The 25,361-nt window shown below is 39.8% G+C and carries 24 protein-coding genes and 1 tRNA gene; 6 read left to right on the forward strand and 19 right to left on the reverse strand.

The features are described from left to right. Window positions 1-43: 43 nt before the first annotated feature. The 3 genes from PMAN_RS11600 to PMAN_RS11610 form a co-directional block, all read right to left on the reverse strand. Window positions 44-1,012 carry a dihydrodipicolinate synthase family protein gene (locus tag PMAN_RS11600; RefSeq protein WP_010557848.1) on the reverse strand — a complete coding sequence of 323 codons (969 nt, stop codon included), beginning with the start codon at window positions 1,010-1,012 and terminating at the stop codon, window positions 44-46. Window positions 1,013-1,182: 170 nt separating this feature from the next. Continuing rightward, window positions 1,183-3,552, reverse strand: a complete 2,370-nt coding sequence (ygjK, locus tag PMAN_RS11605; protein WP_010557849.1) for an alpha-glucosidase — start codon at window positions 3,550-3,552, stop codon at window positions 1,183-1,185. Between the two features lie 4 nt (window positions 3,553-3,556). Then, on the reverse strand, window positions 3,557-5,305 hold the full coding sequence (locus tag PMAN_RS11610) for an MFS transporter (RefSeq protein WP_010557850.1): 1,749 nt from the start codon (window positions 5,303-5,305) through the stop codon (window positions 3,557-3,559). Window positions 5,306-5,370: 65 nt separating this feature from the next. Between PMAN_RS11610 and PMAN_RS11615 the strand changes: the two genes are divergently transcribed. Further along, on the forward strand, window positions 5,371-7,848 hold the full coding sequence (locus PMAN_RS11615) for a hypothetical protein (RefSeq protein ID WP_010557851.1): 2,478 nt from the start codon (window positions 5,371-5,373) through the stop codon (window positions 7,846-7,848). A gap of 409 nt (window positions 7,849-8,257) precedes the next feature. Here the strand turns inward: PMAN_RS11615 and PMAN_RS11620 are convergent, their stop codons facing one another. Further along, the gene (locus tag PMAN_RS11620) at window positions 8,258-11,032 is read right to left on the reverse strand and encodes a collagenase (protein ID WP_010557852.1); all 2,775 of its coding nucleotides are present in this window, start codon (window positions 11,030-11,032) and stop codon (window positions 8,258-8,260) included. Window positions 11,033-11,419: 387 nt separating this feature from the next. Next, window positions 11,420-11,494: transfer RNA gene (locus PMAN_RS11625), tRNA-Arg, on the reverse strand. Between the two features lie 246 nt (window positions 11,495-11,740). On the opposite strand from PMAN_RS11625, the gene PMAN_RS11630 reads away from it, so the two are divergent. Further along, window positions 11,741-11,923: a hypothetical protein gene (locus tag PMAN_RS11630; protein ID WP_006793710.1), complete on the forward strand. Its 183-nt coding sequence runs from the start codon at window positions 11,741-11,743 to the stop codon at window positions 11,921-11,923. On the opposite strand, the gene PMAN_RS11635 is transcribed toward PMAN_RS11630, so the two are convergent. From PMAN_RS11635 to PMAN_RS11645, 3 genes are read right to left on the reverse strand one after another with little or no spacing between them, the layout of a single operon-like run. Further along, entirely contained in the window at window positions 11,920-12,726 is an 807-nt protein-coding gene (locus PMAN_RS11635) for a phosphotransferase (protein WP_010557853.1), read from the reverse strand. The genes PMAN_RS11630 and PMAN_RS11635 overlap by 4 nt on opposite strands. Window positions 12,727-12,729: 3 nt before the next feature. After that, on the reverse strand, window positions 12,730-13,353 hold the full coding sequence (gene pnuC, locus PMAN_RS11640; RefSeq protein ID WP_008131932.1) for a nicotinamide riboside transporter PnuC: 624 nt from the start codon (window positions 13,351-13,353) through the stop codon (window positions 12,730-12,732). A gap of 34 nt (window positions 13,354-13,387) precedes the next feature. Continuing rightward, window positions 13,388-13,639, reverse strand: coding sequence for a YkoF family thiamine/hydroxymethylpyrimidine-binding protein (locus PMAN_RS11645; protein WP_006793713.1), 252 nt, complete (start codon window positions 13,637-13,639; stop codon window positions 13,388-13,390). 108 nt (window positions 13,640-13,747) lie between these two features. Between PMAN_RS11645 and PMAN_RS11650 the strand changes: the two genes are divergently transcribed. After that, complete coding sequence (locus tag PMAN_RS11650) at window positions 13,748-13,987, forward strand: DUF2960 domain-containing protein (RefSeq protein ID WP_006793714.1); 240 nt, start codon at window positions 13,748-13,750, stop codon at window positions 13,985-13,987. 14 nt (window positions 13,988-14,001) lie between these two features. Here the strand turns inward: PMAN_RS11650 and alr are convergent, their stop codons facing one another. The 9 genes from alr to rpsF form a co-directional block, all read right to left on the reverse strand. Then, the gene (alr, locus tag PMAN_RS11655; RefSeq protein WP_010557854.1) at window positions 14,002-15,081 is read right to left on the reverse strand and encodes an alanine racemase; all 1,080 of its coding nucleotides are present in this window, start codon (window positions 15,079-15,081) and stop codon (window positions 14,002-14,004) included. Continuing rightward, window positions 15,081-16,460 (reverse strand): replicative DNA helicase, encoded by a 1,380-nt coding sequence (gene dnaB, locus PMAN_RS11660; RefSeq protein ID WP_006793716.1) that lies wholly within the window; start codon window positions 16,458-16,460, stop codon window positions 15,081-15,083. The genes alr and dnaB overlap by 1 nt, the downstream gene beginning before the upstream one ends. A 110-nt stretch (window positions 16,461-16,570) precedes the next feature. After that, window positions 16,571-17,506 (reverse strand): DUF4097 family beta strand repeat-containing protein, encoded by a 936-nt coding sequence (locus tag PMAN_RS11665; protein WP_010557855.1) that lies wholly within the window; start codon window positions 17,504-17,506, stop codon window positions 16,571-16,573. Between the two features lie 9 nt (window positions 17,507-17,515). Continuing rightward, window positions 17,516-18,001, reverse strand: a complete 486-nt coding sequence (locus PMAN_RS11670; RefSeq protein WP_010557856.1) for a hypothetical protein — start codon at window positions 17,999-18,001, stop codon at window positions 17,516-17,518. After that, window positions 17,988-18,527 carry an RNA polymerase sigma factor gene (locus tag PMAN_RS11675; protein ID WP_010557857.1) on the reverse strand — a complete coding sequence of 180 codons (540 nt, stop codon included), beginning with the start codon at window positions 18,525-18,527 and terminating at the stop codon, window positions 17,988-17,990. Before PMAN_RS11675 ends, PMAN_RS11670 begins: the two co-directional genes overlap by 14 nt. Window positions 18,528-18,758: 231 nt before the next feature. Beyond that, on the reverse strand, window positions 18,759-19,211 hold the full coding sequence (gene rplI, locus PMAN_RS11680; protein ID WP_006793720.1) for a 50S ribosomal protein L9: 453 nt from the start codon (window positions 19,209-19,211) through the stop codon (window positions 18,759-18,761). A 35-nt stretch (window positions 19,212-19,246) separates the two neighbouring features. Continuing rightward, a complete protein-coding gene (rpsR, locus tag PMAN_RS11685) occupies window positions 19,247-19,474 on the reverse strand; it encodes a 30S ribosomal protein S18 (RefSeq protein ID WP_006793721.1) in 228 nt (75 codons plus the stop codon). A 12-nt stretch (window positions 19,475-19,486) separates the two neighbouring features. Then, complete coding sequence (priB, locus tag PMAN_RS11690; RefSeq protein ID WP_006793722.1) at window positions 19,487-19,804, reverse strand: primosomal replication protein N; 318 nt, start codon at window positions 19,802-19,804, stop codon at window positions 19,487-19,489. Between the two features lie 44 nt (window positions 19,805-19,848). After that, window positions 19,849-20,190, reverse strand: a complete 342-nt coding sequence (gene rpsF, locus PMAN_RS11695) for a 30S ribosomal protein S6 (RefSeq protein WP_006793724.1) — start codon at window positions 20,188-20,190, stop codon at window positions 19,849-19,851. 167 nt (window positions 20,191-20,357) lie between these two features. Here rpsF and PMAN_RS11700 point away from each other — a divergent pair, with 167 nt between their 5' ends. The 3 genes from PMAN_RS11700 to PMAN_RS11710 all read left to right on the forward strand — a co-directional run bounded on the left by PMAN_RS11700 (window position 20,358) and on the right by PMAN_RS11710 (window position 22,899). Further along, the gene (locus PMAN_RS11700) at window positions 20,358-20,597 is read left to right on the forward strand and encodes a hypothetical protein (protein WP_010557858.1); all 240 of its coding nucleotides are present in this window, start codon (window positions 20,358-20,360) and stop codon (window positions 20,595-20,597) included. Further along, on the forward strand, window positions 20,557-21,756 hold the full coding sequence (locus tag PMAN_RS11705) for an alpha/beta hydrolase-fold protein (RefSeq protein ID WP_010557859.1): 1,200 nt from the start codon (window positions 20,557-20,559) through the stop codon (window positions 21,754-21,756). The genes PMAN_RS11700 and PMAN_RS11705 overlap by 41 nt, the downstream gene beginning before the upstream one ends. 270 nt (window positions 21,757-22,026) lie before the next feature. Further along, window positions 22,027-22,899, forward strand: a complete 873-nt coding sequence (locus PMAN_RS11710) for a hypothetical protein (protein ID WP_010557860.1) — start codon at window positions 22,027-22,029, stop codon at window positions 22,897-22,899. Between the two features lie 96 nt (window positions 22,900-22,995). Here the strand turns inward: PMAN_RS11710 and PMAN_RS11715 are convergent, their stop codons facing one another. Together PMAN_RS11715 and ubiH are read right to left on the reverse strand one after the other, a co-directional pair. Beyond that, window positions 22,996-24,162 carry an FAD-dependent monooxygenase gene (locus PMAN_RS11715; protein WP_010557861.1) on the reverse strand — a complete coding sequence of 389 codons (1,167 nt, stop codon included), beginning with the start codon at window positions 24,160-24,162 and terminating at the stop codon, window positions 22,996-22,998. Next, window positions 24,159-25,346, reverse strand: a complete 1,188-nt coding sequence (gene ubiH, locus PMAN_RS11720) for a 2-octaprenyl-6-methoxyphenyl hydroxylase (protein WP_010557862.1) — start codon at window positions 25,344-25,346, stop codon at window positions 24,159-24,161. The genes PMAN_RS11715 and ubiH overlap by 4 nt, the downstream gene beginning before the upstream one ends. Between the last annotated feature and the right edge of the window lie 15 nt (window positions 25,347-25,361).

Below are 25,361 nucleotides of genomic sequence, written 5' to 3' on the forward strand. Positions count from 1 at the left end.
TTACCGTGCAGCTAATTAGTACTTGAAAGAACTAGACAACGAATTAGCCTAACAAGTCCAAAGCTTTAAGCCTCTCTCGTGCTAAAAGATATCTTGCACGAACGTCATCAATTTGCTGTTGAGTTAATTTATTACCGAAAGTACGAAGTCCACCATCCTTATCGTCATGATGAATTCCAAATGCGCACTTCAGGTACTCCATAAGTAGCGGTTGAGCATCCAAGTAAGAGATGGAATTCATAGCCTGAGAAATTTTGTTAGCCTCAGCCCATTCCCCTTTATTTACATACTCCTGCATCGTCACACTCGCTTTTGGAAAGATACAACCTACACCTGTGATCCCGCCACATGCTCCTGCTAGTCCGGCATGCACAGTGACAGTGTCTACACCTGCCAAAATTTTTGCATCTTTGTTTTCTAACATTATCGTCTCAATGATTGAAACGTCTGACGTCGATATTTTTAACGCAGTAACTTCTGGAAGCGCAGCAAGTTTTTTAAGAAGCTCTGTTGACAGTGCATGATAGCCCGCTGCATCAGGGTTGTTATAAGGCATAATTGTAATGCCAGCCTCTTTAGCTGCTGTTGCACAAAGCGCATAATATTCATACATATCTTCATCACTAGGTGCTTCTTTGGTTTTTGGTGGCATAACCATGACTGTATCTACGCCAACAGATGCGAGTTGCTTTACAATTTCAGCTATTTCTTCTTTCGTTTCTGCCGCAGCACCACTGATCAGTGGGACACCGTATTCTTTTGCAACATCAGAAAGAGCCTCTAGTAAAGAAAGGCGCTGTTCAACACTTAGATAACTATTTTCACCTAATGTGCCTGAGCCAACAAGCCCCCCCATTTTGCTACCGCCTTTCCCTTGTACTTTTAAAATTTCTGCAGCGTACTTTTTTGTTGTATCAAAATCAATTTCAAGTACCCCAGATTCAGGCTCTTTTAGCCATGTGAATACGGCCGGCATAACTGAAAAGCGCCAATCTGTGTTCGTTGTTTTCATCATATTTCCTGTTGCTTATAAGGTAACTCCTATAAATACTAACACAAACAGAATATTGTATACAATATTCTGTTTGTGTTGGTTCTCTTGTGATTTGTGAAGCTTAAGCAGTGGTGATTAATTTATGCCATAGTGTGATTAGTCTGGTGAACTGAATTAAACAGTGTCAATTATTGGCACCATTTACCTTGCTTTTGAGCAATTAGTAATAAGTGTGCTGCGCTCCATGAAAAGTTAGGCGCTCCTTGTTGCTCACCATTAAGCGGATTATAGTTCTCACGTATTGGTGCATTAGAAAGCAAACCATTGGCATGATTTAATAGCTTTTCACTTAGTTGCTGAGCTTGTTTGCAATAACCGTAATGACTCATACCTACTAACCCAAAGTAAGCTTGATCAAGCCATACTCGTCCACGCCAATAAATATCCGCACCGAAAGCCGGATTAGTCAGCGCAGCACTGCCAAGCGGAACGTAAGTATTAAACTCATTGTTATCAAGCATTGTTTTTACCACATCACTGGCCTGTTCCATACTCGCTACTTGATTAAACAACGGTGACCACCCTTCAGGACCTTTGCCTCTTTTTACTAAAGTCCTCCCAGCGCAACCATTCGCTAAGGGCGTATCTGCTATTTCAATGTCGTAGTAGAAGCCTGTATTTTTATCAAACATGCACCGATTGATATAATCCCTTAACTGAGCTGCTTGCCTTAAAAAGTAACTTGCTTGGTGCGGTAACTTAAGCTGCTTCGCTATTTTACTTAAATAACGGTTATCAGCAGCCATATATGAGGCTTGATCCACAGATTCTTGCAATAATGAATACCCAACTAATGTACCTGTATCATTACGATTTTCTGCAAAACCAACGTGCCAGTCACCACGAATCCCGCCGTTTTTTATATAACGATTTAACTGTTGATTATTTATAAAACCAAACACAGCAGCATCATCACGACCAGATTCCCAAGATGCGGCTGTTTGTGCCGGAACTTTAATTTCTAAGGTTGCTTCATCGCTTAGGTAAGTCCTATAGCTTTTTAAGCCACTTCTTGTTCGCCAACCTGCCGAGGTTTTTACTTTAAATAATAACTTTTCGTCACGAGTATTATGAGCTTTATCAACAGTGGCACCATACTCTGGCACACCGTTTTTATTATGATCACGATTGCGTAGCCACCATTCACGATAAGCAACTAGTTTAGGGTATATGTGCGCGAGCCACTGAGTATCGCCTGTATTTTCAAACACCTGCCACACAGCCCAAGCTGCCAAGCTTGGCTTAGTATTACGCTCATTCCAATTTGTGCCGTCCCCACCGCGTTTTGCACTAAAATTATAGGCCACTAAGTCAGGTATAAATCCAGCATCCCATGGCCTGACAGCATCGTCTGGCGTTATTTGATGCTCAAACACAGCATTCAAATTTTGTTTAGCAAGCTCTGGATTAAATGTTACCAGTGCATATGCCTGCTTGTAGCTATCCCAAGGCCAAGTTTGATTACCTGAAAACCAGCGACCGGTCACGGCAGGACTAACGGTATCAAAACCTACTGCACCAGCTTTACTGCGCCAATTTCCAATTAACGTTTCAACACTTTTTACCGCAAGTTTTTGTAAGGCTGGCTGCTTGTTACTAATTGGCTGTGTCGCTTTATTTATATACTCTTGCCAACGTAATTTACTACGTGATAAATGATGTTCGGGTTGCTTTAAAATTTCATCAACAATCTCTCTTTCACGTACCACGTCTTGATTATTTAATAAATATGAATAGCTTGTGTAGAATGTGCGATTGTTTTTTATGTGCGTTTTGCTTGAGTAACTTAGGTCGTCATGACGTGTTTTAACCGCTAACGTTTTTTTAAGCAATAACTGTGAACTCCCCGAGGTGAGCAGATGTCCATGCGCCCTTACTTTGCCAAAACTAATCGCAATACTATTGCTGGTGACTTGCCATCGGGGGTTTAATTTCGGATAAACCACAAATGGCGAACGCCCCGCTTTTTCGGTGCCATTGTTAGCACGTAAATGGTTTATAAGTTTTCCTGTGAAATGTAATGTAATAGGCTCAGTAGTTTTAATCTGTGTTTTAACTAATGAAGTGCGATTTGTCACAAAGCGCAAAGTAAGCGTTATGTTTACCCCATCACCGCTTAGCTCTTGCACTAACGCGCCGGGTTCGCTGTAAGCCCGCATTGCTAGCTTCACTTTATTGGCCTCGTCAATTTTCTGGCCTTTATAAACAGTCAGCTTTTCTAAATAAGGTGCTATAAAATTTAAATACTCCTCAGTAACAATAGCAGGCCCGGTGAACGCGCCGGCGTTTTCATCTGTTGGTAGCAAATGTCCATGCCATGCGCCTAAATCAAAAAGAGGGCTAAAACGTTGATGATCGCCTTGCTCAAATTCCTGCATATAATATGGGCTGCCGGTTCTATCTATTAAGTTTTTATAATCAACCACCTCACTAGCAGCAGCTTCACAATGACTGATTAAAAGTACGGTGATTAAAATAAACAGATTTTTAAAAATCATTTATTTAGCCCTTTTTGTATCGCGCTAATAAATAAAAACCAAATCCGGTAACTAGTGCAATGCCTGCAAATAATAGCCACATGATTTCGGGGGATTTTATCTCTTTGACTAGGTAACCATAACTCCACCCAGACAAAAATCCAGCAAATAAAAAGCCTAATGCCATAGATACAAAGTAATAACCCATAAACATAGCAGCACTGCCTTTTGGAGCTATGCTGGCTACATACTCTTGGCTTTTTGGAGAGGTGAGCATTTCACCAAAAGCAATTAATAATATAACCGTTACCACTACTAAACCTCCCAACTGGCTTAGTAATACCCCCGCACTCATTAATAACAACACTAAAAAAGCACCTGCTGTGACAATTAAACCGCTTATTAGGACAGATATAACTTTAAAATGCTGACATTTAACACTTACTATTATTTGTAACAGAACAATAGCTGCAAAATCTAAATTAATCAGGTATTCAGGGTTTACCTGTCGGTATTTAAGCCACTGCTGCGCCACTTGCATACTTTGCTCAGCTGAAAAGTTAGAAGCACTAGCTTGTTTAAAAAATAACGCTATTTCAGCAACAGGAACATTGACTTTTAAGTGGACTAACTCTAGACGCACTGCCTCTAAATTTATCTCTTTGACTGGTGTTAGACTTTGAGTAGCAGCCAGTGTTTGCAGTTTGTTACTTAAAGCTTGAATATCAACATAAGCAAAAAAATCCACTGCTGATTGACCAAAGTAACTCAAGAGTGCAACTAAATCTTGAGTATCAATATAGTCACGTATAAACAGAGGTAGAGTATAAAAAAGTTGGTTATATACCGTCCAAAACCCCGTTAATATTGCTAAATATAGTGCAAAACTACGATTGCTAACCCTCACCGGTTGTAGATACCATTTAGACGCTTTTTGCACGCTTACGCACTTATCCCATAACCAGTTCGCAGCTAACCAAATCGTAATTAGCGAAAAAGCTTGAGTATATGTTAACCAGCTAACTCCCCCCGTCATTAAAATAATTACACTGGTAAACAGTAATAATGCGAAACGGCTGTTACCCAAAACATGTTGAGCTTGCTGTAAAACCGCTGCCGCCCCTATGCTGCTACGTAGTTTGCTGCTTGACTCACGGTAAAAGAGCAATGGAATAAAATTAACAACTATCCAAGATGCCGACATAATAAATACCGCATCCCAACTAATAGTCCGTAAATACCCAGCCACTAACGGGCCTATGAAGCCCCCCAAATTAACCATAGTGTAAAAAATACCAAAGCCTAAACCCCGGTTACTGTCGTTAGTGTTTTGACTTATAGTGCCAACTACCACAGGCTTAAAGCAGGATGCACCAAAAGCGACTAACATTAAAATCATAAAGAACGAATTAAAGTCTGTCACTTGACCCAAAAAGTAATAACTCGGCGCCATCACAATAAATGAGCATGTAAACATTTTTTTATAGCCATAGCGATCGGCAAAAGCCCCAGTGATCACAGGTAATAAATATAAAAAAAACGGAATTATCCCCTGTACTGCACCTCGCTCTGCATCACTAAATCCGACCCCCCCTTGTTCAACGGGTGTGGTCATATACACCGATGATACAGCAAAGAAACCATACCAAGCTAAACGCTCAAAAATTTCCATGGTATTAGCCAAATAGAAACCTAATCCAAAGCTACGCCAAGTTTGTTTATTTTTCTCGGTTCCCTGCTGTGCTGCTGATTGTAATTGTTGGTTATTATTCATAGTTTACTTTTTCAATTAAACACAGTATTTTATATTGCATACAATATACACTTAAAGCAAATAAAATGACAAAAATTATATCTCTCACATTATTAACTTTACTACTCACTGCCTGTCAGCCCACGCCTAATTCTAGTGCGAATAATAAGCCTAGTATTGGCAATATAAAAAGCAGCCCAAGTAAAATGCAAGCAAACATTACCGTGCAGGGCTATACCAGCACACTCAATAATATCGATATTGAGTTTTTAGGAAAAGCAATTCCATATACATACAGCGATGGCAAAATAGGAAATAGTCGGGGCTACAACTGGTGGGTAAGTAAGCACTTTGCGCTAAAAAGTGATCTACCCAAAGAGAAGGTCACGCTATACTTAGAGCTACTTGAAATGGCATATCCACATTATGTTGCTTTATTTGGTATGGCTCCCCCAAATATTGAGCGCCAACGCATTGCAGTTGTTTATGGTAGTAGTCGCTCCCGTGTACGAGAAGCCATGCTTGATGATGGTTTTTTACGTGGGGTACATAAAACGGCCGGTGGTGAAACCATGTTTTATAACCGTGCCGGATATAATTTCCCCAGCCACCGTGAGCACCATCAGCGCTATATTGTTATTCATGAAACCATGCACGCTTTTCATATGGCATTAAACGGCCATTCTACGTGGGCGCCTAATTGGATCACCGAAGGTTTAGCTGATTCTATTGCTCACCATGTTTATGACCCTGAGCACAAACAACTCACCGTTATGGTATTTGATCGCGCTCCAATGAATTACATTGAAACCGGTTTAAAACAATATTACAGTGCAAATAAACCTACAATTGAAGAAATAAATGACGATCCTGCACTAAAACGTGGACTTAATTTTTTTATAATTCATTACCTTTTAAGCTCTCCTGAACGGGCACAGTACTTTGCTCACTTTATTGAAGAGCTAAGACTAGCGAACCCACACAGCGAAGCCACACTTTCAACAGCTAACTCACTGCTTAAAAGTACTTTTAAAAATTGGTCGGAAATAGAACAAGGTTTTGCTGATTTTGTAGAAAATATCCAACCTAGTTTCCATATTGTATCAGGCCCTTGGGAGCAAGACGGTAACGCTTACTGGCTACGTAATACTCAATCAACGGCGTTATCACGATTAGATATTAATCCCCCCTCTGCTGCCAACCACCCAGTCATGGACTTTCCAGCGCCAAAACCGAGTTCACTCATTGATGTAGCAAATAAAAACCAAGTGGCCGCGCTAATCGAGTTCGAAGCTGCTCAATTACATCGAGGAAAAATTGGCATAGCATTACAAGGAAAGCGTGACCAACAAAATCTACAATATCGCCGCACTTTTATTGGTGAAGAGCAAGTGAATGATGATCAATTACTGATGCTGCTTATTGAAGATGGCAGTCACTTAATTATAAATGCACAAAGCTACGATAACTTTAAAGCAAAGCAAATAGCCCTGACACCTGAGATAAAAAGTGCATTAATTGCAGATAAGAAACTTGCAATAAACCTAACGCTCGAGCAAGCACAATTAAGCATTAACTTACACGCTCAAAGTGACAGTCAAAAAGTAACCCAACAATTTTCTATTCCCCTGAATAAGCAAATGATTTCAACACTTAACAGCGAAAAGATCAGCTTATTAGGTCAAAATAACAACCATAAAATCACTCCGTACTTATTTAACCCTACCCCCACTCGCTTGGTGTCTGTCACAGCAGAGAATGCGCTTACAAACCCTTGGCTTTTTAAAAATTATGCTCTATTAAACCGAGTGTTTAAAACCTGCCAGCAACACGCGAGATTTATACCACAATGCGATCTTGAGTTGAGTAATATTTTAGCAAAATTACCCTCTATAGAGCTGCACGATGAAGCCAGTTCTGAACTAGAGGCCTTAGAAAGTCAATATATAGCCACATTAAATAATGCTGGTTTTAGTACACTTTCCGGGATTAAATCTGATATTTATTATCACCAACAGAAGCCTTTTTTAAAAGTTGTCAATCCAACTGATTCCCCTTTAGAAATTACTGCACAAGTAACACTCATAGATAGCGCTGATAAGCCAAGCAAAACTCATCAGCTAAAACGCAACTTGACTTCAGGAACACATAATATCTCACTGCCAACAGAAATAAATGCTGATAAGATTACTATTGCGCAAACTCTCAAATGGAAGTCGTTAACGCACCAAACTACGCTCTCAAGGCGAGTAACCCCGTTTAATGGCGTTGAGTTCAATATAGTAAAAACGAAAGAGCATGAAGACCATTGGTTAGTAGCGTTTAATTTATCTGGGCCTTATTCTGGAGAAACAACTGGGGATATTATTCTAACCTCAACATTATTCGAGCAAGCCACCCCCGCAAAATCTCAACAGAAAAGTGTTGATATAGCACCTTATGAACAAAAAACATACACCTTCAAAGTAACAAAAACTGACAAACCACAACAGATTTCTGTAAAGGCCATTTTAAATGTTGATGGTGAGCCTATTCGTCTTATTCAAGAGCTAACTTTGTCCTAAGCTTAACAATAGGACAAAAGCCACTTTCGCAAGAAAGTGGCTTTTGCCTCCTCTTCAGATTACCATTGTTTAGTCCAGCGTTAACTGAGTTGATATTGCTTTCTTTCTCTTGGTATTCAGCCACCTTTGGCCTAATTTAATTACCTTTCAATGCACTCATCAATATTGAAGTTGTCAGCTTTGGCGACACTTTTGCAACGTAAGTACAATTGAATGTTTATTTATCAACTTTACATCCAAGTAGTTCAATTTATAGTTAGTTTAAAACACCAGAAAAAAGCTAAAGGGGTGTTTTGACTTTGAAGAAATGAACCTTTGCATTTGTTTCTTTATAAAAAAAGAGCCACCAGAAAACTGATGACTCCATTATATAAAGTGCGTGAGATCACGCTTTAAGTTTATATATTAACTAACGACACCCTTGACTGTTAAAGTCGACGACTAAGCTTGCACCAGTGCTATTACCAGCTACTTTTAGGTAGCCCCAGTATTCACTCTGGCCTGAAATATAAATACACTCTCCATTTCCGCTATTATTTGACTCAGCCACTTCATTGTTACCATTTGGCCAACCACTTGCAGCGTAGCTTAGACTTAAATCACCACTACCATTAGCGGTGGTGATCGCAATACCATTTTGGCCTTGAACATCTGCAATGCTAAACCACATAGGATCGCTATTACCTAGACAAATTACTTCGCCATCATTTAAGCGGCCACTGCTTCGGCTACCTTGACTAGCACACACATCTGGCACGTTAGAAGTCACTTGGGTAAATGATGCTGTTAACTGAACGTTATCAAATGCATTATAACCTCTAACCATCACATGGTATCGGCCTACTTGTGCAGGATTTATAGCACACGACTCTTCGTTACCACCAATGTAAGGGCGACAATCATATATAGCTTCACTCGGTGCTGCTTCAAAACTTACATATAAATCCGCATCACCTGTACCACCAGTTAAATTAAACATAAGGTCGCTGGCGCCTGAAGGAACATCAAAAGTGAAATATAAAAATTCATCTTGAGCGCCACTGATGTTAATTGGCTGGCTATTCAATAGCACACCATCATCAACACTACTGTCAGCTTCGATAGTTGCTACTGTAGTGACAGTTTGGCTTGCACCTTCATTATCAACCACAGTTAATGTTATGGTGTATTCTCCTGCACTTGTGTAACTATGAGTAGGATTTGCCAGATTTGAACTGCTACCATCGCCAAAGTTCCATTGATAACTGGCGATACTACCATCGCTATCATTACTACCATTACTCGTGAAGCTAATATTGTTATTTTGCATGCCAGAATATGGACCATTAATTTGTGCTATTGGTGGGGTATTAGTGCTCGTACCTGCAACTAAGTCATCGCACCACTGTACAAATTCATTCTCATAGTTATTGGCCCACTCTACAGTTTTTGATTTATAGGCACTCCAATTACCAGTGCGGGTATGAGCCAACATGGCATCAAGTTCGTTGTTGTGACGTTCAAACATAAAGCGAACAGCTAAGTAACCCCAGCGATAAATTCGATCTTGATCAAATCCATCATAGGTGGTGTCAAAAATTTGCGCTAGTGTATAGCGCGAGCCATCACTAATAGTGGCTTTTGCAGCATCGTTGTTATTTAAATTAGCAACATACTCTGCAACCCCCTCTGACCACCAGACAATATCTTCTGTGGGTGCGTTAAAGTCACCATATAAGTCGAAACGGCCATCTAAATAGTGAACATACTCGTGCTCTAAGTTCCATACATAGTGCTCTGCATTGGCATAACTTGCTTCATAAGCTATAAAATTAGCTTGGTTGCCAGCTAAAGATGGGTCACCTTCTAAATACATACCGCCATTGTTAGTATTTATACCAAAGATAGCACCTGCGTACTTGCTATAATCGTCACTACTGTCAAAAATATTTACTTGTAAAAAGTTATTGTTGTCATCAGCAACAGGGGTGTTATTTGTGGCTAGCTTATTATGAAAAAGCCCTTCTTCAGCGCCCATAGCATCACATGCTGCTGCATGTTGAATAGCTGTCATATTTTGCGAGCGAATTTTTATAGTACTACTACAGCTATAATTTTGTGACAACGCTTGTTGAGTTAGTTCATCAACAAAGCCACAAATACCGTAGTCATTACAATCTGCGTAATAACTTACAGAATCAGCTGCTGCAAGCCATACTGCATCACCATAACCAAAACTGTTATAGGTGCTAAAAATAGCTTTCAAACCAGTATCAACACTTGCTTGTATTGGCGTGCCTGAATATTGTTTTAAACGAGCTAGTTCACTGGCAGCGTTAACAATCAAGTATTGTGCATCTGAGTCTATCATCCACTGCTTTTGAGTAAATGCGCTTAGCTTAGCAACTAAGTCAGTATCAGTGCCGATAGCGGTTACAAATGCATCATTCCACTGGCCACGATAAAGTAGCGTGAAAATACCATTAACAGCACTACGCATATTCCATTTTGCAGCATAACTCTCATTGAAGCGCGTTAACCACTGCTTTACCACGTTTAAGTAACGATGCTGCTGCTCAGCACTATCCATAGTTATGATAACTTCAGCAAGTGTTTTACCGTGTCCATCATTATCATCATAAAAGTGGCTATTGTTTACAAATGCATCTATAGCATCAACTACTGCAGGCTGTACCCAAGAGCTAAAATTCACGTCAGCATTATAAAACTCAACATAAAAACCCGCACGCAAATATAAAAACAGCGCTTCTAAATCAACATCTCCACCACCAGCATAAGTCTGTGAGAGTGACTTAGCATGATTTGCAACGGCATACATGTTATCTGAACTATAAACCTGACTCTGAATAGAAGATGGCGCACTAAATAGTTCATTAATACAACTAGTACCTTGGCTCTTAAGTTCAGTGATAATTGCACTAGTGCTTGCACTTGCCATCGCACTTAAATCACAAGTGACAACGGCAGCTTGGCTGCGCATCATGAACTGATTAAGTTGTTGTGGCTGTTTTTGCAACTCAGCTATAGGGGCTTTTTCATTATGTTGGTGATCTACACCGTGATGATGTGTGCGCTCAACTTCTGCATTTTTTGGTGTAAACAAGCGCTCTTGCAGGTTAGCTGATTGAGCTAAAGAGCTTGCTCCAAGTATAGGTAGCGCCAGAATTAATGTTTTTATTTTCATAATTTACCTTTGATAATTATTGTTTTCTCTATCCAACCCGGAAAGAGAAACACTTTTGTAACATAAAATTATCATTGTATACAATATATTTTATATTTACATAGCAGTGTAAGTAGATCCTGTTGATGGTTTGACGAAAAAAATAAGGTCTGAAGTTAATCTATATTTCAACTAAGAAAACAAAGTCATTAAATATTTAGGATGAGAAGTATGGCTAGAAAGGACAAGGCTGTAGATATGCGTAAATGTAAATACACCATAAACTTGTATTATGTAAAAGTAACGAAATTAACAGCTCTAAAAATTAAAATAGTTTTAAGTTGGTCACACTCAGGTCACCATTTTTGATATGTTAGTAGATACTATCAATAAAGGAAAGGGACCAAATGGCGCTCTCGGCAGGGATCGAACCTGCAACTTAGCCTCCGGAGGGCCACGTGATATCCATTTCACCACGAGAGCACATTTGCTGCCGCCACATCAACTCGCGATATCAATGTGTTAGCATGCGCTAATGATAAAGCCATCTTTACACAAATGCTAGCGACATTAGTTTATATGATTACTAATTAGGCACTTTTGAATAAAACATGTGACTATTTTATAAAAACGCGTTATTTATTAATATTCGATAAAAATAGTTACGCTTTAGCAACATTTTAACTATCATTGTCACAGTAATGAAAATATTTAAAAGAGGAATTAATAATGAGTTTGATGTCTACGGAGCAAGTTGCAGAATTTTTAGGTGTAAAAGAAGAGCGCGTAAAACGTCTTGCACGTGAAAGTTTATTAATCGCTAAGTCAGAAGATGAAAACGGCGAACCGCAGTTTGATGCAGATGAAGTAGCAAAATATAAAGAGTTAGCAGCGCGTTTTGGTGGCCTTTAAAAGCCACATGCTGCAATAAGTTTTAGCAGCTGCGCGCGTAATTTTTTTGCTGGAGCTCTTATGTCGCGCTGCTCATACCAACCAATACTTAAAACCAAAAATAACAGCTTATAACAATTAAGCTTATCGGTTGATGTTACAAACCCTACCTGTTTATCTTTATATTTAGCGTAACTATTTAATAACGCATCATCGTTATTTTTATTTAGCTCAAAGCTAACACTTAGCGCTGCTAAATCAAAATACACGTCGTTAGTTTTAGCGTACTCAAAATCAATTAAGTAGCTGCCTGACTCATTCACTATTAAATTATCTTTAATTAAATCGTTGTGGCAAAAACCTAGCTCGATAGGCATGGCTGCAATAAAGTTAACAGCTGCACTAATTTGCTGCTGATGCTCCAAATACACTGGTGAGCATTTGTAACAGCTTAGCTCCTGGGCTATGTTCATTGGCTCAGTGCTAGCCGAGTAAGCATGGACAGTGACAAGTTTTTTAATCACGTCGTCGATTGATAGACTCTTTGCGGTACTACCGTCAAAGTAATTAAACACAGCCAGTTGATTTTGTTTATCAAGCCAAACGGGGGAAGGACATATATTTGACGCACTCAGGCGACGCTGTGCCTCTAAGGCATATTCTGGCCAATGGTCTTTGTAACGCTTTAATAAATACTTCCTTTGAGTCGTATTTATTAACACATTTTCGTTACTTAAACCTTGTGATAAAGGCACGCATGAAATAACGCTACTTGGTGCTATAAACGCACGGCATTTGTTTATAAGTGCATTGTAATCACTCATAAATTAAAGCTGTGCGAGTGGCTTAGCTTGGCTTTGCTCGTATTCTTCATACCAAGTTTTAAAGCCCCACCCTGCCATAATGGTGTAAAACACAAAAAGCGCTAATGTTGGGTAGTAGCCTTTTTCGTAATATAAATACATAGACGCTGCGTCTATGACTATCCAATACAACCAGTTTTCAAGGATTTTTTTGGCAACTAAGTAAGTCGTCACAACGGCAAAACAGGTTGTAAAGCTATCGAGGTAGGCAAAATCAGCATGCGTATAGTTAGTCATAAAATACCCAATGCCTGTTGCCGCAATAGAGGTAAGTATGATTAAAAGCGCATGACGTTCCATAGACCAAGAACTAATACTCAGGTTGTTATTATTAGCTTTGCCTTTTCGCCACACAACCCAGCCAAATACAGCCATATACATGTAATAAAAGTTGAGTAATGACTCCATTAGCAATGCGCCATTCCAATACATAATAGTATAAATTAGCGTACTAAAAAACGCAGCAGGCCAGCACCACAGGCTTTCTTTTATCGCCAACAATAAATAAGCAATTGATAACACAACCGCAATATATTCCCAATGCGACATGGCAGTAAAACCGCTTAACGTTTTTGTTATAAATTCCATAGTGTGCTGTTACCGTTAAATTGTGGCGAAAAAACTACTGAGGCGATAAATCGCCAGACAAAAACTTACACACAAAAATAGCTTTGCCAAACTCTTCGTATGAACGTTTAATTTCGGTATTGAGTACTTGCATCACTAAATCATAATCGCCAAAAATTTGTGTCGATAATGTATTAGTAATCACTTTTAAACCATCGTATTCGTTTAATCGATCAATAAAGCCTTTGATAAAAGGAATGTAATCTTGGTGAAGTGGGTACTTACTAATTTCTACTGATAATTTCATTATTAACCCTATGGTTTGAGTGCCTAGTTATATCGTGTCATTCAATGCTAGAGCCGCTACTAAATACAGTGTAAAATCGCTTTAATACTCAATTACAATGAGCGTAATATGGCACGCAGAATAACCTATAAATTTAAAAACCAACCGCGCGAAATAAATTTTGCTAAAGATAAATACCACGACATGTATCAAGCAATTGCTGCTGCCGAAGGCATTGATTTAACGAATTACTTAAGCATGGTACAGCAAATAGAAATGACCTCTAAAGGGTCAGCTTCTGTTCGTAACTTTCGTGATCAAGAGTTTGCCCGCATGGGCTTTAGTGATATTTACTTTATTAAAGAGTAACTACCACTATTTAATTATGGCTGATACTCATAACTTACGCGCGGTGTAATATTACACAAAAGCTCGTAAGGAATGGTATCGGCGCACTGTGCTATTTCTTCTACTGGTAGCTCTGGGCCCCACATTGTGACTCTGTCGCCTACTTTTATGTTGTGCTCGTTTTGGCCTATGTCTACGCTAATCATATCCATTGCCACACTACCTACAATACCATAGCGCTGCTTGCCAATAACCACTGGTGTACCCTCTTTTGCATGTCGCGGGTAACCGTCACCATATCCCATAGCAACCACAGCTAACTGAGTCGCTTTATCGCTTTTCCAACGCCCACCATATCCTACGGCCTCGTTAGCTGGAACATGGCGCACTGCTATAACACGTGTCGTTAAACGCATAACGGGCTTAAGCTGATGCTGTTCACCCAATGCGTTTGCCATAGGTGATACCCCATATAACATTAAACCAGGACGCACCCAATCGCCATGAGCATTCGGCCAAGCAATAATGCCTGCCGAGTTAGATAAGCAATGTGCTTGGTTAATATTATTTACTAGGTAGTCAAACTGTGAAATTTGCTGTGCTGTCTTGGTGTTATTTACATCGTCCGCGCATGCAAAGTGGGTCATTAAATTAACGGTGTTATTGGCATTGGGTGTTTTTTGCAGGCGCTTATAAAATTCATCAAACTGCTCTGGGGCAATACCCAGGCGATGCATGCCGGTATTTACTTTAAGCCAGCACAATAAAGGCGCTTCAAGCTCAGCCTCTTCCAAAGCGGCAAGCTGATACTCATCATGAATAATAGTTTGAAAGTTATTGGCCAATAAAATAGGTAAATCGTCTTTATTAAAAAAGCCTTCAAGTAACACAATCGGTTTTGTTAACCCGCCAGCTCGAAGCGCTAAAGCTTCATCTATACGTGCTACTGCAAATGCGTCTGCATCATTTAAATGTTGTGCAATTTTAACCAAACCATGGCCATACGCATTGGCTTTTAATACCGCCATAACTTTACTGTTTGGTGCAAAACGCTTTACCTGGGCTAAATTATGCGCAAGTGCCGTTAAATTAATTTCAGCAGTAGCTAAGCGCATTAATACTCGTCATCCATCGCAGGACCTGCGTAGTTATCAAAGCGAGAAAACTGCCCTTGGAACGTCAAGCGCACCTTACCAATTGGACCGTTACGCTGTTTACCTATGATGATTTCGGCTATGCCTTTTTCAGTACTGTCTTCGTTGTAGACTTCATCACGGTATATAAACATGATTAAATCGGCATCCTGCTCTATCGAGCCAGATTCACGTAAATCTGAGTTAATTGGGCGTTTATCAGCACGTTGCTCAAGCGTACGGTTTAGCTGCGAAAGCGCAACAACCGGGCATTTTAATTCTTTTGCTAGTGACTTAAGAGAGCGTGAAATTTCTGCTATTTCAAGTGTTCTGTTATCCGATAAGCTCGGCACACGCATAAGCTGAAGGTAATCAACCATGATCATACTGATACCACCATGATCGCGCGCAATACGACGTGCACGTGAACGAACATCGGTAGGTGTTAACCCTGATGCATCATCAACGTACATTTTACCTTTTTCCATCAACAAGCCCATGGTTGATGAAAGACGCGCCCAATCATCATCGTCTAGCTGACCAGTACGTACCTTAGTTTGGTTAATACGACCAAGTGATGCCAGCATCCTCATCATGATTTGCTCAGAGGGCATCTCTAATGAGTAAATAAGCACAGGCTTGTCTTGTGTCATTGCTGCATGCTCTGCAAGGTTCATCGCAAAGGTGGTTTTACCCATTGAAGGACGTGCTGCAACAATAATTAAATCTGAAGGCTGTAAACCTGTGGTCATTTTATCTAAGTCAGCATAGCCGGTACTTACGCCTGTTACACCATCTTGCGGAGATTGGTATAGCTCTTCTATTTTATCAACGGTTTTTTCGAGTATGTTGTGTATGCTTTGCGGACCTTCGGTGCTTTTTGAACGCTGCTCAGCAATTTTAAATACTTTACTCTCGGCAAAATCTAATAAGTCATGACTTGTCCGCCCTTCGGTATTAAAACCGGCCTCGGCTATTTCATTTGCTACACCAATCATTTCACGCACAACCGCACGCTCTCGCACAATATTAGCGTACGCATCGATATTAGCGGCACTCGGTGTATTTTTGGCTATTTCGGCTAAGTAAGCAAAACCACCAATTCCTGCCAGTTTATTATTTTTTTCAAGGCTTTCAGAAATCGTAATTAAATCGATTGGATCACCCAACTCTGCAAGCTCTGTCATTGCTTCAAAAATAAGCTTGTGCGTACGAGTATAAAAATCTTGAGATACAACAAGTTCGGCTACGCGGTCATATGCTTGGTTATCAAGCATTAAGCCACCTAAAACAGATTGTTCAGCTTCTATTGAATGGGGAGGAACTTTAAGGGTATCGACTTGCTTATCTGGTTTGGCCATAACTTCACAGTACTAAAATTGAATGGCTCTATTCTATCGACTTGCCGGGGTTGTGCAAATAGCAAAGCAGGAAATCTTTTCCTGCTTTTTGTAACTCAAAAGTTTACGATTTACTTTTTAAGCTGAATACGGCCACTTATAGTATCCATTTCAACGTCTGCATTGCCGCCATTAATAACAAACTCAAGCTCACTGGCTGGGCCATATTTGGCTTTTTTTACTTTGTCATCGCTAAGCTCATTAATAATTTTGCCATTGGCATGGGCTTCAATCTCAAATTTAGCAGATACATTAGTAGGGAAGAAAAATTCTGCATCGCCACTTACCGACTCAAAACGTACATCTGCACTGTCTAGTAACTCACCAATACTAACTTCAGCTTCACCATTTACAGTGTTTATACGTAGGTTTTTGATGCTAGCCAGCTTAAAGTTTATGTCACCGTTCACATTTTCAAGACGAACATCGCTCGCGCTTGATGACGACTTAATATCACCATTCACAGCGCTAAAGCGTAACTCACCACTAGACTGTTCATCATTTATTTCGCCATTTACCGTTTCAAATTGAATATTACCGCTCAGGCTTTGTGCATTCACATCACCGTTAACGCTGGTTAGCTTAATATTACCTGCTAAATTTTGTGCGGTAATTTCACCATTAACCACATTTACTTCTGCACCATTTTTAAGTGCTTTAGCTATTACCGATACATTAACACCACGAAAGTCTAATGCGCTGCTATGCGGCATAAAAATAGTTAGTTTAGAGCCATCGCCATTACTGCCCCAGCCCATTTTACGTGGCATTTTCACAACAAAATATGTATTGTCGCCTCTCGTTTCGAGCTCAAAACCTTCTGCCTTATCGTCAAGCTCGCCCACTACTTTAAACTCGCTTTTATCCCAACCAGCAATACTTACATCACCACGCTGATTCTCAATAAAAACAGTACCCTCTTTTGGCACTTCTATTTGTTTATCAATTTTTTCTCCTGCAAATACAGCAAGTGGAAATAAGCTTAATCCTAGTAAAATTGCTTTCATGTTTTTCTCCTAAATACTTTGCCAACGAGGTGCATGCACCTTATTAATCAAATCAAGTTGTTGTTGATAAATCTGCGCTAACATTGTTAGCAATGCTTGGTTTTGGGGTTCGTTTTTAAGTGCTTGCTTAATGGCATACTCTGCCTCTTCAAGTTCTTGTAATTGTGTTTGCCAATTATCGGTTAAGGCGTCTTGATTTTTATACTGCACCAGTAAGCTTTGCTTTTGCTGTGCAAAATAGTCACTTATGGCCACAACCGGTTGTGGTTTAGGGTTTATTACAAACATATTGAGCGCCACTAGTGCAGCAACGGTACATGCCGCCATTGCGCTTAACTTTGGCCATAAAGTAACGGCTGATTGCTCAGGCTCATTGGTATTTACAATGGCTCTTTCTATACCTGCCCACAGATCTTTTTGTGGCGTTATCTCTTTATCAAGCGTGTTTAATGATTTATCTAAAAAGTCGTCAAAGTTTGGTTTATTCATTTTCATACCACTCTTGTAATAACTGCCTTGCTCGATGATATTGTGACTTGCTTGATCCAACGGCAATACCCAACTGCTCTGCTATTTCTTCATGTCGATAACCTTCTACTGCAAACAATACAAACACCATGCGTGCGCGCTCAGGTAACCTAACAATTAGCTTATCTAAGCCGTTTAAGCCTTTACAGTCTTTAGCCGATTGCTCATCCATACCGTCTTGTTCAATGCTAACGACTTTTTGTACCCAGCTTTTTTGTTTACGTAAGTAGTTAATCGCAATATTACTCGCCACACTGTATAACCAAGTAGAAAACTGCGAACGACCATCAAACATTGCTATTTTGTGCCACACCTGAACAAACACTTCTTGCGCAGCATCCTCAGCGTGTGACTGATCAGCTAATAAGCGCAAGCACAAACCGTAAACGCGCTTTATATGCAATTGGTAAAGCATTGTGTATGCACTTTGATCACCCGACTTTACGCGCTCAATCAATGCATTTTCGCACTCAGCGGGTTTAACGTGTAACATCCGTGATATCACCTTTTAATTATTATGGTATTGGTACCATTTCAAGTGTATTGATAAGTTAGACGCAATAACAGCGGTAAAAGGTTTGAATGAAATGAAAATAAATTTAAAGAATTTAAATTCTAAATAAGAAGAGTATTAGGAGGCAGTACCACATTAATAATAAAAACACTGAATTTTAGGCACAAAAAAGCCGTGCTAAAAGCACGGCTTTTGTCGCTTAATTAAAAATTAAGCTTCAGCGATTACGATTACTTTGATAGTAGCCGTTACGTCTGTGTGAACAGAAATTGATACGTCAAATTCACCAGTCTCACGGATAGTACCTAGAGGCAAACGAACTTCTGACTTAGCAACTTCAACACCAACAGCTGAGATAGCGTCAGCGATGTCACGAGTACCGATTGATCCGAATAACTTACCTTCGTCACCAGCTTTAGATACTAAAGTAACTTCTGCTAATGCTTCTAGTTTTTCAGCGCGTGCTTGTGCAGCAACTAACTGTTCAGCGATTTTCGCTTCAAGTTCTGCGCGACGAGCGTCAAACGTTTCAATGTTAGCTTTAGTCGCAGGAACTGCCTTACCTTGAGGGAAAAGGAAGTTACGTGCGAAACCAGATTTAACTACAACCTGTTCACCTAGGCTACCTAGGTTAGCGATCTTATCTAGTAGAATAACTTGCATGTTTCTACACCTTTTAAAAACTGTTAATCCGCTGCTTACTTATGTAAGTCAGTGTATGGAAGAAGGGCTAAGTAGCGAGCACGCTTAATAGCAGTTGCTAGCTGGCGCTGGAATTTAGCGCTAGTACCTGTAATACGGCTAGGTACGATTTTGCCACTTTCTGTAACATAGTTTCTAAGAGTAGCTAGATCTTTGTAATCGATTTGTTGTACGCCTTCCGCTTTAAAGCGGCAGAACTTACGACGTCTGAAATAACGTGCCATGAGATTAATTCCTCAAATAATTCTTTCTATATGCTGAGCATGCAAAACCAATTGGCTAAGGCCGTTACGACCTTCGTGGCGATTTAAAAAACCACTCACTTGCAATGCCTGCCCAACGTGCAAATGTTGAGTCTGTTGTTGCATTTGCTTTCCACTGGCAACAACCTGAAGCTTTACATAACTATTACGGTTAAGGTCTGCTTCGGTTTGCATCGATTTATGTTCTAAAACAAAAATGCAATGCGGGATGCCAGCAGGGCTTTGGCTTAACTTGGGTGTTTTACAAACTACCCCAGATAAAACCAGCTGATTCATAAAAGGGCTAACCATTTATATTTACCGCCAGTTAAACGCCATGCTTGGACTCAAAACAATTAAGCAGCTGGTGCTTCTTTCTTCTCTTCTCTTGCAAGAGGAGACGCTTCAGTTACTGCAGATTTAGTGCGGATAACTAAGTTACGAAGCACTGCATCGTTGTAGCGGAAAGTAGTTTCTAGCTCGCTGATTACTTCAGTAGGTGCTTCAACGTTCATAAGAACATAATGAGCTTTATGAAGCTTGTTAATTGGGTAAGCCAATTGACGACGGCCCCAATCTTCAAGACGGTGGATTGAACCACCAGCTTCAGTGATAGAACCAGTATAACGTTCGATCATACCAGCAACTTGCTCACTCTGATCTGGGTGAACCATGAATACGATTTCGTAATGACGCATGGATATTCCTTACGGTTAATAGAGCCTTCTACCGTTTCGGCCGGTCGGTTTAAGGCAAGGAATTAATAGTTTAAAAGCCGAAATGAGCGCGCATTTTACGCTTAGTAGGATAATTAAGCAAGCAGGTTTTTTAAGCTTTAATAGATAAGTGTTAAAGCTATTGGGTGATGGTACTCGATGCCCCGCTATCAATAAGTAAATTGAAAGTAAGTGCCTTCGTTTTTTTGGAAGTCGCTGAGCTTGCTCGCACAAAAAAATCAAAGCTTTTAATTAATAAAGCCCTGTATGTGCTCCTAAAATATAAACGTTTACTCAAGCCTAAAGCCGTGCAATTATTAAGCAACACATTATTAAATAAGGATATTTATGAAGCTTTTATTATCGCTTGCCTTGATACTTACTTTTAGCACCTCTTTTTTTAGCTATTCAAACACCGCTACAACCGACATAACCGTTGGTAAAAAAGTTATTCTACAATCAAAAATACTTAACGAAGATAGGCCAATCAGCATCTTCATACCTGACACTGTAAAAGACGACCAGCCGCTTTATGTTATTTATTTACTTGATGGTGTTGAGCACTTTCATACGGCGTCTGGCGTTATAAAGTCCCTTGTTGATTACGAGCAAATACCTAATGCCATGCTTGTTGCTATTGATACAACTAACCGTATTCGTGATTACTTACCCAAAGTAGAAGGCGAGCCTAAAACGGAGTTTCAAACCTTTGTTAAAAATAAATGGCCTGACGCTGGGCAAACCGACAACTTTTTAAAGTTTGTGTCTGACGAACTCATGCCATACATAAACAATAATTACTCAACTAACGGCTACAACACTTTAATTGGTCACTCTAACGCTGGTACATTAGCGCTTTATACTTTAGTTAATCAGCCTGAATTGTTTAACAACTACATAGCTATTAGCCCAAATAGTTGGTGGAGTGACGAAGAGTTAAAAAATAATATTATTAAATACACTAAAAACCCTAAAGGTGCTCAAGAGTTATTTATTAGTGTAGCGAGTGAAGGCGCACGTTTTTATACAGGCGCATTAAATACGTTAGTAAATTTAGAACAACAAATGCCCACACAGCTAAAGTGGGAATATAAGCATTACCCTACTTTTAGTCATATGGGCACCATACTTCCAGCAATTAGCGATAGCCTGATTCACTTGTTTAGTGACCTAATATTTAAAGTGACTGACGAGCATGGAAAATTTGCTGATGTATCGCTTATTACAGGTTACTACCAAGCACTGAGCGATAAGTACGGATTTGAGCTTAAAATTCCACAAGATGTGTACGTAGAGTTTGCCCACCGCCAGCAAAAGTTTGGTAATACTAAAAAAGCGATAACAACGCTTAAACACTTTACTCGCGATTACCCAAATGCAGCCTACTCCCACATGCGATTGTCGCAAGGCTACACGGCTGACAAACAATTTAAGGAGGCTGTTACCAGCATGAAACACGCACTAGAACTTGCTAAACAAAACTCGCGAGATCCACTGTTAATTGATGCGCTCAAAGATATGGTCAATGAAGCCCAAGCCAATTTGTAGCTGATTTTACATAAAGCGCTTTTTAACTAACGATAGTAATCACGAGCTATGCTTGTCGCGCCGCCAAGCTGCACGCCTACAGGTGAAATTAAGCTCAGTGTTAAACTTTGCATGTAGGCGTTGAGATTGAAAAATGTTGTATTTAATTACTTAAACCCTAAATTTTACAAAAAATACAATCATTTACTTAGCCTAAATTCGTGCAATGATTTTAAGGAATTTACCTGAGACTACTAAGCGTCTTAAATTTTTAAATAAGGAGGCATTTATATGCGAACATCAATATGGATGATATACAACTGTCAAAAAATGGAAGTTGCTTTAACTCGCTTTATTGAACTGAACAACGAAAAAATAGAGCTTTGCTTTACTAACTTTGAAGATGCCCAGCAAATAGAAAACCCTATTGGAAGTTGGATTTCAGATAAAATATTTAAGCCAGGTGGTTGGATCTCATCAGGTAACCCACCCCCAATGAGTTGTAATTACTTAGTTATAAAAAACTCATATTCAAATGAAAACTCACAATACATAGTTGAATTAATTACTCTTTGCTTAAGGCTTTCTTTTCCTCCACCTGTAGTAATTTCAAAAGCAGGTACTTATATTGAAAATGCAGTAATTATAAACCCTATCTGGAATAATATCCCCAATCCCTTGAGAACTAGTCAAGTAAAACTTGATAATCATGAGTTAGATAAATTCACTAAACTACTCTCTAGTTTTAATGCTAAGCCTGATTATAGATATCCCTACTTTGAAGAAATATTCAAAATAGCCGAAATTGGAGACGTCTTTATAGAAGCTTTATGTTTATGGGCCTTCATAGAAGGCTTTTGGAATACAAACATAGGTGATAGCGTATTAGATCAATCCTTATCAAACATGCTCAGAATTGATAGGTTTCCAGGTGCAATGAAAAAAGATCCTCGTGTAGTATCCATAAGGAAAAAAATTATTGAACAAAATGAAGTGATAGGAGCAAAGAAAGTTGAAGAACTTAGAAATATTCTTGCCCATGGCTCATATTTAAAGTTAGAAAACACATGGAAAGAAGCTCAGTGGACAGCTATATATGCCCAGAGAGATTTATTGCTAGAAACAGTATTACGAGCGCTAGTGGAATATAATCTAAAAAGTTAAGAACGTTCCTTTGTACCATTTAAACCGATGTTTAAACTAAACATCGGTTTTTCTTTGCTAAAAACTGACAGCTAAAAAACTAACCGCTTGTCTTTATCACTTCCCTATCGCTTCTTTGGCGAATAGGTGTTTTATTGGGCCTAGGTTATCAACAAGTGACAGCCCGACTCCGCGTATTAGCTTTTTAACTGGGTTTGCGCCTTCAAATAACTCTTTAAGCCCTTGCATCATGGCTATGTGCTTTTGCGCGTCGAGCTTGCGGGTACGCTCGTAATCACGAAGTGTGCGGGTGCTTGCAAATTCTTTACTCTCACTTGTAAGTAGCTCAATTAAATACGCGGCGTCTTTTAGGCCTAGGTTCATACCCAGCCCTGCCAATGGATGAATGGTGTGCGCTGCATCACCCATTAATACTACTTTGCCGCTTACCCATTGCTGGGCGTAACGCATTTTAAGTGGAAATGCTGCGCGTTTACTTTGCACTTCACACTGGCCGCATTGGCCATCTATGGCAGCCATTACGGCTTTATTAAAAGTAGTGTCGTCCATTGCTAGCAATTCATCGCAATCGTGGGGGCTGGTAGACCACACTATTGAATGAGTGTTAGCGTCACTCAATGGTAAAAATGCTAATGGCCCCGTTGGTAAAAACACTTGTCGCGCAGTATTTGCGTGTGGCTCTTTTGTTTTTACTGTAGCAACCAATGCATGGTGATCGTAATCTTTAAAGGTCAGCGCCATATTAAATTGTTTACGAATAGCTGAATTTGCGCCATCAGCCGCCACCAGCAGCTTAGCAATAATAGGCTCGCCGCTTTTAAGGGTTATAAATACGTCTGATTCACTTTGGTGTATTTGTTGGTATTCGGTATCAAACATTAACGTAGCACTGCTTTGCTGCTCTAGCTGTTTGATAAGTGCAAAGCGAATAATATCGTTTTCAACTATATGCCCCAAATGGTCGAGCTCAAGTTGTTTGTTATTAAAGGTTATTTTACCAAAGCTGTCGGCATCGCGAACATCCATATGGGTATATGCACATGCACGCTGAGCAATAATTTCAGGCCAAACGTTTAATTGCTCTAATAACGTTTGGCTTGCAATACTAAGTGCGCTTACACGTAAACCGTATTCATCAGTTGGAGGGGCTTGTGTTGATGCTGCATCGAGTACCACAACACTAATATTAGCCTTAGCTAGACCAAGGGCTAACGTCAGCCCCACGCAACCACCACCAACAATACACACCTGTGTTTGCTTCATAAACGTGAACCTTGTTTAACTTGCCCCATTAATTGTTTTGCTAACGGGGCTTTTAATGCGGGGAATAAATCCATTGAAAACAAGCCAATGCTTCGCCCAAGTGCTAATACTCGAGATGAATTTGAAAATAACCTTACTAAGGCATCTGTTAAGGTCATCACTGTTTTTATATCTTGGCAGCGTAACTGACCATACTCGCGTGTAAACGCATAGCTCCCTAACTCATTAGGGCTATTGGCAATTAAATCACTCAGTACTTGTACATCACGCAAGCCTAAATTAAAGCCTTGCCCTGCAATGGGATGAATAGCATGAGCAGCATTACCAATAACCACCGTTCGATGAGCTATTAACGATTCGGCTTGCCCATATACCAGCGGGTAGCTTGCGCGCATACCCACTTTAACAAATTGCCCTGCGCGGTAACCAAAGGCTGATTGTAATGCACTTAAAAACTCGATTTCATTTAAGTCCATGTATGAATTAATTTGCTCTTTTTCCATACACCACACCAATGAATATCGGTTATTGCTCATTGGTAATAGTGCCATAGGGCCATGCTGAGTAAAGCGTTCAAAGGCATGGTTATTATGCCCTTCGGCTACTTCTATATTGGCAATAATAGCGCCTTGCTCATAAGGCTGAGTATCAAAATTAAGGCCCAGTAATTGGCGTGTAGGAGATTGCGCACCATCGGCTACAACAATTAGCTTGGCATTAAGTTGTTCGCCACTTTGTAAAGTCAGTGCGTTGCTATGCAACGTTTGTTTTATTTCGATTACGCTATCGGGGCAAAATAAGCGAATGCTTGATTGCACTAACCGCTGATGAAGCGCGCGCCCAAATGGATTAACCTCAACGACATACCCTAAAGAAGGTTTTGCAAATTCAGTGCTTTGAATATGGGTTTTACCAAAATGGCCTCTATCAGATACGCTCACTTTTTTAATAGCAGAGGTGTAAGGGGCATTTTGGTCAAATAAATTAAGTGTTTGTAAATACTCTACCGATTGCTGAGCAAGCGCAATACTTCGGTCGTCAAAGCTTGGGTGGTATTCATCGGTTACTTGGCTTGCTTCTACCACGGCAATGTTTATTGAGGGGTTTATTTTAGCAATGCTAAGTGCACAGCTTGCGCCAACTAAACCGCCACCAATTACTACAACATCAAACTGCTTAGCCATTGTGCTCTCCAACTT

The organism is Pseudoalteromonas marina, assembly GCF_000238335.3.
In the GTDB taxonomy this organism is placed as follows: domain Bacteria; phylum Pseudomonadota; class Gammaproteobacteria; order Enterobacterales; family Alteromonadaceae; genus Pseudoalteromonas; species Pseudoalteromonas marina.